The 9940-nt window shown below is 66.4% G+C and carries 12 protein-coding genes; 11 read left to right on the plus strand and 1 reads right to left on the minus strand.

What is annotated here, in order from left to right; genetic code table 11:
• The 11 genes from AC1DO7_RS36945 to AC1DO7_RS36995 form a co-directional block, all read left to right on the plus strand.
• On the plus strand, positions 1–1763 hold a 1763-nt coding region (locus AC1DO7_RS36945), incomplete at its 5' end, for a phage tail tape measure protein (RefSeq protein ID WP_477117280.1).
• 10 nt (positions 1764–1773) lie between these two features.
• Positions 1774–3015 (plus strand): DNA circularization protein, encoded by a 1242-nt coding sequence (locus tag AC1DO7_RS36950; protein ID WP_477117281.1) that lies wholly within the window; start codon positions 1774–1776, stop codon positions 3013–3015.
• The gene (locus tag AC1DO7_RS36955) at positions 3012–4133 is read left to right on the plus strand and encodes a phage baseplate assembly protein (protein WP_441616183.1); all 1122 of its coding nucleotides are present in this window, start codon (positions 3012–3014) and stop codon (positions 4131–4133) included. The genes AC1DO7_RS36950 and AC1DO7_RS36955 overlap by 4 nt, the downstream gene beginning before the upstream one ends.
• Positions 4130–4645, plus strand: coding sequence for a phage baseplate assembly protein V (locus tag AC1DO7_RS36960; protein WP_441616181.1), 516 nt, complete (start codon positions 4130–4132; stop codon positions 4643–4645). The genes AC1DO7_RS36955 and AC1DO7_RS36960 overlap by 4 nt, the downstream gene beginning before the upstream one ends.
• On the plus strand, positions 4642–5037 hold the full coding sequence (locus AC1DO7_RS36965; RefSeq protein WP_441616179.1) for a phage GP46 family protein: 396 nt from the start codon (positions 4642–4644) through the stop codon (positions 5035–5037). The genes AC1DO7_RS36960 and AC1DO7_RS36965 overlap by 4 nt, the downstream gene beginning before the upstream one ends.
• Entirely contained in the window at positions 5027–6076 is a 1050-nt protein-coding gene (locus tag AC1DO7_RS36970; protein ID WP_441616177.1) for a baseplate J/gp47 family protein, read from the plus strand. Before AC1DO7_RS36965 ends, AC1DO7_RS36970 begins: the two co-directional genes overlap by 11 nt.
• Positions 6064–6666, plus strand: coding sequence for a YmfQ family protein (locus AC1DO7_RS36975; RefSeq protein ID WP_441616175.1), 603 nt, complete (start codon positions 6064–6066; stop codon positions 6664–6666). Before AC1DO7_RS36970 ends, AC1DO7_RS36975 begins: the two co-directional genes overlap by 13 nt.
• A 1-nt stretch (position 6667) precedes the next feature.
• Entirely contained in the window at positions 6668–7639 is a 972-nt protein-coding gene (locus AC1DO7_RS36980; RefSeq protein WP_441616173.1) for a hypothetical protein, read from the plus strand.
• A 9-nt stretch (positions 7640–7648) separates the two neighbouring features.
• On the plus strand, positions 7649–7858 hold the full coding sequence (locus AC1DO7_RS36985) for a hypothetical protein (protein WP_441616172.1): 210 nt from the start codon (positions 7649–7651) through the stop codon (positions 7856–7858).
• Positions 7859–7941: 83 nt separating this feature from the next.
• The gene (locus AC1DO7_RS36990) at positions 7942–8139 is read left to right on the plus strand and encodes a hypothetical protein (RefSeq protein ID WP_441616170.1); all 198 of its coding nucleotides are present in this window, start codon (positions 7942–7944) and stop codon (positions 8137–8139) included.
• Between the two features lies 1 nt (position 8140).
• Positions 8141–8848: a lysozyme gene (locus tag AC1DO7_RS36995; RefSeq protein ID WP_477117282.1), complete on the plus strand. Its 708-nt coding sequence runs from the start codon at positions 8141–8143 to the stop codon at positions 8846–8848.
• 813 nt (positions 8849–9661) lie between these two features.
• On the opposite strand, the gene AC1DO7_RS37000 is transcribed toward AC1DO7_RS36995, so the two are convergent.
• Positions 9662–9940 (minus strand): hypothetical protein (locus tag AC1DO7_RS37000; protein WP_441649724.1); only part of this gene is annotated, 279 nt, incomplete at its 5' end.

Here is a 9940-nt window from a genome sequence, read left to right on the forward strand (position 1 = left end):
CCGCGACCAGGGCGGCGATCGACTTCGAATCGGCGATGGCCGACGTGCGCAAGGTGGTCAACTTCGAGACGCCGGGCGAATTCAAGGAAATGGGGCAGGACATCGTCAACATGTCCAAGCGCCTGCCGATGGCCGCCAAGGACATCGCGGCCATCACCGCCGCCGGCGGCCAGGCCGGATTCGCCAAGTCTCACGAGGAGCTGCTGCAGTTCTCCGAGGACGCCGTCAAGATGGGCGTGGCGTTCGACCAGAGCGCTGCGACGGCCGGCGAGATGATGGCCACCTGGCGCACGTCGTTCAAGCTGGGGCAGACCGAGGTGGTCACGCTGGCCGACCAGATCAACTACCTCGGCAACACGGGGCCGGCCAAGGCGAACAAGATCTCCGAGATCGTGACGCGGATCGGCCCCCTGGGCGAGGTGGCCGGCTTCGCGGCCAGCCAGATCGCCGCCATGGGTGCAACGCTGGCGGGCATGGGGGTGCAGGAGGAGATCGCCGCGACTGGCATCAAGAACATGATGCTCACGCTCACCTCGGGCACCAGTGCGACGAAAGAGCAGCAGCAGACGTTCAAGGCGCTGCGACTCGATGCCAAGCGGCTCGCCGTAGATATGCAGAAGGACGCGCAGGGCACGATGCTGCGCGTGCTGACGGCCATCGGCAAGGTGGACAAGTCGAAGCAGGCATCGGTGCTCGACGGGCTGTTCGGCAAGGAATCCATCGGGGCGATCGCGCCGCTGCTCACCAACATGGATCTGCTCAAGGCCAACTTCGAGAAGGTGGGTGACGCCTCGAAGTACGCCGGCTCGATGCAGGCCGAATACGCGGCCCGCGCGGACACCACGGCGAACAACATGCAGTTGATGCAGAACCGGGTCGCCGGTGTCGGCATCGCGGTCGGCAACATCCTGCTGCCGCCACTCAATAACTTCCTCGCGGTGGCTGGCCCGCTGGTCGATGGCGTGGCTGCATTCGCCAATGCCAGCCCGGGCGTGATTCAGGGCGTCCTGGGCGCTGCTGCGGGCCTCTTGGTGCTCAAGCTGGCGGTGGTGGGGGTGTCGGGCGCCATGGCGCTGCTTAACGGCATCCTGAGTCTGTCTCCGGTCGGCCTGGTGGTGCGCGGCATCGCGCTGGCGGCTGGCCTGTTGATCGCCAACTGGTCGACGGTGGCGCCGTTCTTCGCGGGCATCTGGTCGGCGATCAAGGGTTACGCCGAGGTCGCATGGGGCTGGATCAAGGTCGCGCTGGACTGGACCGTGCTGGCGCCGATCATCCGCAACTGGGAGCCGATCAAGGAGTTCTTCGGCGCGCTTTGGGGCGCGGTGGTAGCGGTCACTGGCGTCGCGTGGCAGGGCATCAAAGCCCTGTTCTACAACTTCACGCCCCTCGGTCTGATCATTTCCAACTGGGAGCCCATCGTCGCGTGGTTCCGCGGCCTGTGGGACCGGGTCCGGCCGTACATCGAGCCGCTGATGAGCGGCGCGCAGTGGGTCGGTCAGAAGGTCGGCGCGCTGTTCCAGGACTCGCGCCCGGCCGCCACCGAGGCACTCGGCAACGGGGTGCGCTCCGGCACGCAGGGCTTGCGGGACTGGACGGCATCCCTGTCTGGGCAGACGGCCCAGGCGCAGCAGCTGCGCGGCGACATGGTGGTGCGGTTCGAGAACGCGCCGCCGGGCACCCGTGTCGATCCAGGCAATACCAATCAGCCGGGGCTCACCATGACCCCGCGCGTCGGCTTCCGGTCGCTGTCCGGGGCATCCTAAAGGAGAAAGCATGGCCAGCTGGCGCGACAAGTTGCGCCCGGCGTCATTCCGCGGCGTCCCGTTCCAGGTGGATGGGGACAAGGTGCCCGTGGGGCGACGCACGGTCACGCACGAATACCCGGGCAAGAACGTGCCCTATGTCGAGGACATGGGGCGGGCAACGCGGGCGTACAAGGTCACCGCCTTCGTCATCGGCGCGGACTATATGGACAAGCGCGATGCCCTGCTCAAGGCGCTTGAGCAGGAGGGGCCTGGCGAGCTGGTGCATCCGTGGCTGGGCACGATGCAGGTCGCGGCGGGTGAGGGCGAAATGTCCCACGCTTACGCCGAGGGCGGCATGGCCCGCTTCGATCTGACCTTCACCGAGTCGAGCGAGCTGCTCAACCCGACCGCCAAGGTCAACACCGGCAAGGCGGCCTCCGCTGCCGGCGCGGCGCTGGCCGAGGGCGGGCTGACACGCTTCGAGCAGGCCATGGCCGCGGTCAACACGGCGYAGGTCAATGTCGCGCAACTGTCCAAGGCCGCCGCCGGCACGTTCGGCGCGCTGCAGCAGTACGCCGCGCCGCTGGCCGCGGCGATCGGGACCGCGCAGAACCTCGCCAGCCTGGTGCTCAACGCGCCGGGCGAGCTGACCGGCACGATTCGCGGCGTGATGGCCAACCTGCCGGGCGCCTTCCATGCGTTCGATGGCTTCGGCAGTGGGCTGGGTAGCCTGTTCGGCAAGGCCTCGGCGGTATCGTCGCTCGCGGCAATCGTGCCGCCGCAGGGTGAGGCAGCGGCGGCGGTCCACGATGCCACGGTGAAGCTCACGCAGGATCTGCTGATCGCCGACACCGTCAAGGAGGTGGGCGAGATGCCGGTGGCCACCGCGCCGGCGCCATTGCCGACAGCCCCGTCTGTGGACGTGCAGGTGCAGCAGCCGATCGAGCGGCCGGAGATCCCGGTGGCTGACGACGTGCTCGACGTGCGCGAAGAGGTCACAGAGGCGATTTGGGGGCAGGCGCAGGCCGCACCGCAGTGGCACTACCAGCTGCTGACCGATGCGCGGATTCAGGTGTCGCGGCACCTGGCGGCCGTGGCGCGGCCGGCGGTGAGGCTGACGACCGTCACGCCTGGCCAGCCGGTGCCGGCGCTGGTTCTCGCGTATGCGCGCTTTGGCGACGCCACGCGGGCCGACGAGATCGTGGTGCGTAACCGTGCGTCGCATCCCGGCTTTCTGCCGCCGGCGCCTCTGCAGGTGGCCATGAAATGAGCGATGCGAGCGAGGTAACGCTGACCGTCAACGGCATGGACTACGGCGGCTGGAAAGACGTGCGGATCGGGGCGGGCATCGAGCGCCAGGCGCGGGACTTCTCGGTCGGCATTACGTGGAAGTGGCCGGGCGGCGGTGACCGGCCGCGCATGATCCGGCAGGGCGATCGCTGCGAGGTCCGCATCGGTGGCGAGCTGATGCTGACCGGCTGGGTCGATGCGACGCCCGTGCGGTGGGATAGCCGGGAGATCTCCACCTCGGTGACTGGCCGGTCGCTGACGGGCGATCTGGTGGACTGTGGCGCTGACAACGCGCCCGGCCAGTGGCGCAATCAGGGCGTGCTGCGCATCGTGCAGGCGCTCGCGCAACCGTTTGGCATCACGGTGCGCAGTGAGCTGCAGGACAACGCGGCGCTCGCCGACCACACGATCCAGCCTGGCGAGACGGCGTTCGAGTCCATTGATCGGCTGCTGCGCCTGTCTCGGCTGTTGTCCACCGATGACGCGCAGGGGCGGCTTGTGATCGCCCGGCCGGGTAGTGCTGGCCGGGCGGTCGATCGCCTTGAGCGCGGCGTCAATCTGCTCAGTGGTGACGCGCCGCTGGACTTCGCGAATGTGTTTTCCGAGTACGTCAGCAAGGGGCAGCGGGCCGGGACGGATGAGGTCTATGGCCTGGCGGCCAGCGAGGTCGAGGCGCGAGCGACAGACGCGCGAATCCCGCGCAAGCGCGTGCTGGTGCTCCACGAGCGTGGGCAGATGACGCCCGAGCTGGCACGCCAGCGCGTGGCGTGGGAGCGCGAGAACCGGATCAGCAAGGCGCTGCAGGCCACTTATGAGGTGCGAGGCTGGCGGCAGTCCAACGGGGCGCTATGGCGGCACAACCAGATCGTGCGCGTCGTCGATCCGCTGGTGGGCTTCGACCGGGATCTCCTGATCACCGAGATCGAGTACAGCCTGAGCAACCAGGGCGGCACTAAGGCAAAGCTCACGGTGGCGCCGCCGGATGGTTTCGAGGCTGAGCCGCCGGATCCAAGCAAGCGCCGAAAACGGGACAAGACCGGCAAGGGGAAGGATGACTTCGAGTACCTGCTGCCGGCCGATTGGGAAAAAAGGAAATGAACCAGTTTGTGACAGGCATGCTCGCGCGTGGCGGGGTGGTGCTGGCCAACGCCGGCCGCAAGCTGCAGACGCTGCAGCTGCGCCTCACCGCGCGCGAGGTGAAGGACAACGTGGAGCACTTTGAGCCGTATGGGTTCACCAGTTGCCCGACAGAGGGTGCCGAGGCGCTGGTGGCGTTCCTGGGCGGCGATCGCTCGCACGGTGTCGCCCTCATGGTCACCGATCGCCGGGCGCGCTTGCAGGGCCTGCAGCCCGGTGAGGTGGCGATCTTCACCGGCGAGGGGCAGGCGCTGGTGCTCAAGAACGGCAAGATCGCCGAGCTGACCACGGGCACCTTTCGCGTCAACGCCGAGGTGGCCATCGAGCTGAATGCGCCCAAGGTGACAACGCAAAAGGACTTCGAGGCCGGCGGAAAGGTCAAGGCGGCGGTTGACGTGGAAATCGCGGGCAAGCCGGTGCTGCACCACAAGCATCCCGAAACCGGCGCGATCACCGGGGAGATGCAGCTATGACGACGACCGCGCAGCAGGCGCTGCTCTATCGCGCGGCCGAGATCAGCCTGTTCACCTGGCGGCGCGCAGGGGCCGACGACCAGCTCGACGACGACCAGCGTATGGGCTGGTGGGGCGACACCTTCCCGGCCGTGGCCGGCGACCGGATCGGCTCGCGCCTCTGGCTTCTGCGCCGCAAGACGGTTGTGCCCGAGGTGCTGCGCGCGGCCGAGGCGTACGCGCGCGAAGCGCTGCAGTGGATGATCGACGACGAGCTGGTGCGCACGGTGGACGTGCAGGTGACCACGCCCGACCGCACGCGCGTCAACCTGGTGGTGACGCTATCCGACGACGGCGGTCCGCTGCCGCCGTTCAACTTCGATGACATTTGGCAGGTACAGCATGGCGTTTAGCACTCCGACACTCCCGCAACTCGTGCAGCGCGCCGATGCGGATCTGACCGCCAAGGCGGTCGATGCGCTGCGCCGCTCCGACCAGGTCGTGATCAGCCGCGTGCATGCCGGCGCCACGTCCGGCCTGCATGGTCATATCAAGTGGGCGGCCGACCAGATCCTGCCGGATACCTGTGACGAGGAGATGCTGCTGCGCATCGCCAGGCTGCGCCTCAAAACGCCGCGCGGCGAGGCGATCGCCTCCACCGGCCCGGTCGCCATGAATGGGCAGGCGCCGGCCGTCATCGATGCGGGAACGATCCTGCAGACGCCGGACGGCCGGCGCTACGCGGTGGTCACGCCCGTCGAATTTGCCGGCGCGCAGGCCACGGTCACGGTGACGGCGGTGGATCCCGGCCGCGGCGGGGACGTGGCCGAGGGGGCGGCGATGGAGCTGGTGTCGCCCGTGCTTGGCGTCGCGGCTGCTGGTGTGGTGGGGGTGGGCGGGATCGTGGGCGGCACCGATCAGGAAACGATCGAATCGCTGCGCTCGCGCGTGATCCGCTCCTACCAGATCGTGCCGCAAGGCGGCGCAGCGGACGACTACGTGACATGGGCGCTGGAGGTCACCGGCATCACGCGCGCCTGGTGCATTCGCAACTACATGGGGCCGGGCACCGTGGGGCTGTTCGTGGTGCGCGACAACGATGCGAGCCCGATCCCGGTGCAGGCCGTGCTCGACCAGGTCAAGGCGCACATCGAGGCGACGCGCCCGGTCACGGCCGAGCTGTATGTGCTCGCGCCGGCGGCCAAGGTGATCGCCTTCCAGATCAAGGCGATTCCCGACACCACGCAGACTCGTGCGGCCATCGAGCAGTCGCTGCGCGATCTGCTCAAGCGCGAGGGCGATCTCGGGGTCACGGTGATCCGCACGCACCTGGGTGAGGCGATCAGTCAGTCGCCCGGCGAGAACGATCACCAACTGGTCGCGCCGGCGGCCAGCGTGGTGCTGGCGGTCAATGAGATCCCGACCTTCGGAGGCATTGCATGGCTGCCGTAAGGACCGACGCGGAATACGCGCAGCAGTTGAGCGCGCTGCTGCCACCGGGGCCGGCATGGGAAGTCGAGCAGGCGGCGGCGATTCACGCGCTGCTCGCCGGCCTCGCGCCCGAGTTTGCGCGCGTCGATGCGCGGGCCGGCGACATGATCGAGGAGGCGGATCCGCTCACCGTGCGCGAGCTGGTGCCGGATTGGGAGCGCGTCATGGCGCTGCCGGATCCGTGCATGGGGGCGACGCCCTCATTCGAGGATCGGCGCAAGGCGGTTCGGGCCCGGCATGTCGCGGTGGGTGGCCAAAGCATTCCCTATTTCCTGTCGATCGCGTGGGGGCAGGGCTATCTCGACGCCACGATCACCGAGCATCGCGCGCCCCGCTTCGGGCGGTCGCGCTTCGGGCGGGACCGCTTTGGCACCTGGGGAAAGCAGTTTTTCTGGACAGTGAATCTCGGGCGCCGCATTGAGGGCGGGCGGCGCTGGGGTGTCACGCAATGGGGTGAGCGGTTCGGTATGAACCAAAACGAGGGCATTGAGTGTCTGCTGAAGCGCTACGCGCCGGCCCACACGATCGTCCTGTTCAACTACGAGGAGTGATATGGATTACCCGAAAAGTGTCCCGGGCGTCGGGTTGGTCGACGGCAAGTTTGTCGACGAGGACGCCACGATTGGCCGGATCGGCTCGCTGATCCCGGCGAGCTGGGGCAACGCGATCACCGACGAGGTGTTGGCAGTCTGTGCGCAGGCCGGGATCGCGCCGGATGAAACGAAGCGCAACCAGCTGGTGCAGGCGATCATGGCGCTGCTGCCGCGTGGTGGGCATGGTCAGTGTCGCCTATCGGTGGTGAGTGGCACGCAGCTCAAGCTGTCGGCGTTCGATGGCAATGGCCTGATCATTGCCGGGGCGCCGCAACAGATCCCGGCGGCCGGGGTATCGATTGACAACACCGGGCTGGCGGCAAGCACCAACTACTACGTGTATGCGTACATGACGGCGGGTGGTGTGATGGCGCTGGAACCGTCGACGACGGTGCGCGCCACGGATACGAATGGTGTGCAGATCAAGAATGGGGATCCCTCGCGGACGCTCGTCGGCCTGATCCGCACCACGGCGGCCAAGAACTTTGTTGACTCGGCGCTGCAGATGTTTTGCCTGAATTGGTTCAACCGGCGGCTTAAGCGAGGCATTGCGACGCTGCTGACCGATGTCGCTTTCACGAACACCGCGCTGGCCGAGGTGACGAGCGCGCTGCGCGTCGAGTTCCTGGTCTGGAATGAGCTGCTCAGTGGCAGCGATGGCGGGACGTTTCAGGCGATGGGGCGCCTGTCAAATAACACGTCGGGCGGGCTCACCACGGCGGCCACGTATATCGATGGTGCGCTGGCCGGGGCGGCCTCCGAGATCAGCATTTCGGGGACCACATTCCTGCGTCAGCAGTTCATCAGCGGCTCTCTGGTGAACGGGATGGCGGAGGGGAATCACACTTCGACGCTGTACGGCTCCACCTCGTCGACATCGCAAGCCACCCTGCTCGGTGGTGCCAACAACACCGTGATGATTCACGGCTAAGGAGGGGTCATGCCTGAAAACCAAAGCAACGAAAAGAAGCCGATCGGCCCGACCTTTTTTGATGAGCTGAAAGCCTATGGCGGGCTGATTGGCGAGCATTTTTCGTGGACGCCGCTCGGCAACATCGAGTTCTTCGACGACACGCCCGAGGCGGTAAAGGTGGGGGTGCAGGCCGTGTACGCGGCGCATGACCCAACCGCGCTGCTGCCTGAGGTGTAAGCCTCGGCGGTTCGCTCCACCTTCACAAAAAAAGCATTGTTCAGCCCGCCGCGTGCGGGCTTTTTCTTTTCCGGGGAACAGAAGTGATTCAAGCCGAAATGGCATCAGAGGTGGTGAAGGTCGCTCCGGCGGCGCCGGTGACGGTGATGTCGTTCATGGGGTATGGGGTGGCCGATTGGGCGAGCGCGGCCACGCTGCTTTACGTACTGGGGTTGATCGCGCATTCGCTGTGGGCCAGGGCCATTCGGCCGTGGTGGCGCGCACGCACGCGGAGGGGCTGAGATGGGCATCCAGCAGAGGATTGCGGCGGCGCTCGCCGGCGGCGCGGTGGCCATCGCGACGGTGGTGGTGGGCTTCTATGAGGGCCGCAGCAACGTGGCTTATCTGGATCCCGTCGGGATCCCGACCATCTGCAGCGGCATCACGGCCGGCGTGAAGCTCGGCCAGCGCAAGAGCGACGCCGAGTGTGAGGCGCTAATGCGCGGCGAGCTGGGCAAGGCGCTGGCCGTGGTCGACGGGGCGGTGACAGTGCCCCTGCCGCCCACACGGCGCGCGGCGCTGGCCTCGTTCGTCTACAACGTCGGGCCGGCCGCGTTTCGTAGCAGCACGCTGCTGCGCAAGCTCAATGCCGGCGACGTGGCCGGGGCCTGCGCTGAGCTGTCGCGCAAAAGGCCGGCGAGTTTGCCGGCATCCAATCCATCCTGGGCGCCAAGCTGGACGCCATCCGCAAGGACTTCAAGAATGCATCGCCTTTGCCTGCTGGCTGTCGCCCTGATGATTTCCGCGTGCGCAAGCTCGCCGAAGCCGTTGCCGCGACCCAACAAGCCGCCGCCGCTCGATAGTGCGCTCGCTGCACCCTGCGTCGTACCGGACGCGCCGGCGGCGGCCGCCTATGACGCTTGGCAGGAATGGGTTATGGGGGACTTGCTGGGGGCGTTGGGGGAATGTGCGGTGCGGCACCGGAAAACGGTGGAAGCGTGGCCTGACTAATGCACTGAACGAAACGACCAGCCGAAAAGGCGGGGCGAGTCGATGTTGGTGGCGATTGCCTAGTCATTGAGAAGTCCTATCAGACGCTCCATTCTGGCTTCCGCTTGTGCAAACGCCTCAGCTTCCTCCGTGGTCGATCTTCCCGCTCGAAAGACCGTCTGAACAATGCCAGCGAGTGTGTGGTGCTTCACCAGGACGAACCTCTGATGCTTCCCGGAGGACAGGAGCTGCGTATAGGCTGTCAGATCGTGATACCCCACGCGTTTCTGGCTCTCCATTGCGCCCCCGTTTCAACGAGGAAAAATCGTAGCATGGGGCCAGTGTTCAGTGCGGCCTTGGACTGCCGCCAATGCGAGCGGAAAGGTATTGCCTATAGGCGTATTCAACGTCAGCATCCGCATCGTTACGGGCATCAAGCGGGTTGTCTCGGCACTTTGCGCAGGTGTGCCGTGTATCGGCTTCATCACCTCCGGATAGGGTCAAGAATCCCCGGTATCGCCCCGAAGGCAACTCCTCTACGGACGTGACTATAAATAGGTTGCCGCGCTGGAACGTTGTCATGATTTGCCTTCTAGCCCGGGCGAAAATAAGTCTAGCAGTGGCGTACTGAATCACAAGCGAAGGCCGGCGCCGGGGAGGGGCACGATGCAGGACGACCGTTCCGCTGGCCTTGCCGTGCAAAGTGAAGGCGCTAGCAGGTCCCCGGCTGCGTACCTCCACGAAGGGGCGGACGGCKCTGGTGGCGAGGCAGCAGCGCTCGGCGTACGAGATCAGGCTGGAGGCGGCGGTGGCGGCCTGCCGGTAGTCTCGATGCTATGGCTGTCGATACTCTCCTGTYTCAGCAACGCCGGACGTCGTTCGCGCTCGGCGATCCACGTTCCACGGTGCTCGAAGCCCGGGCTTGACGAGTTCACCGACCTTTGAGAGCACGCGGGCCAGGGATTCCCGGAGCGCCGCCAACGTGGCGTGTTCGCTGGAGATTTCTGATACCCGACCACCATTGGCAAGGATCATTATGGCGTTGTCATCGGCTGAGGTCAGTGGATCCAGCAATGCCAACACCGGAGCTTCGGGGAAAAGAACCGGCACGAG

It is taken from the genome of Cupriavidus sp. 05N40 (assembly GCF_056397305.1).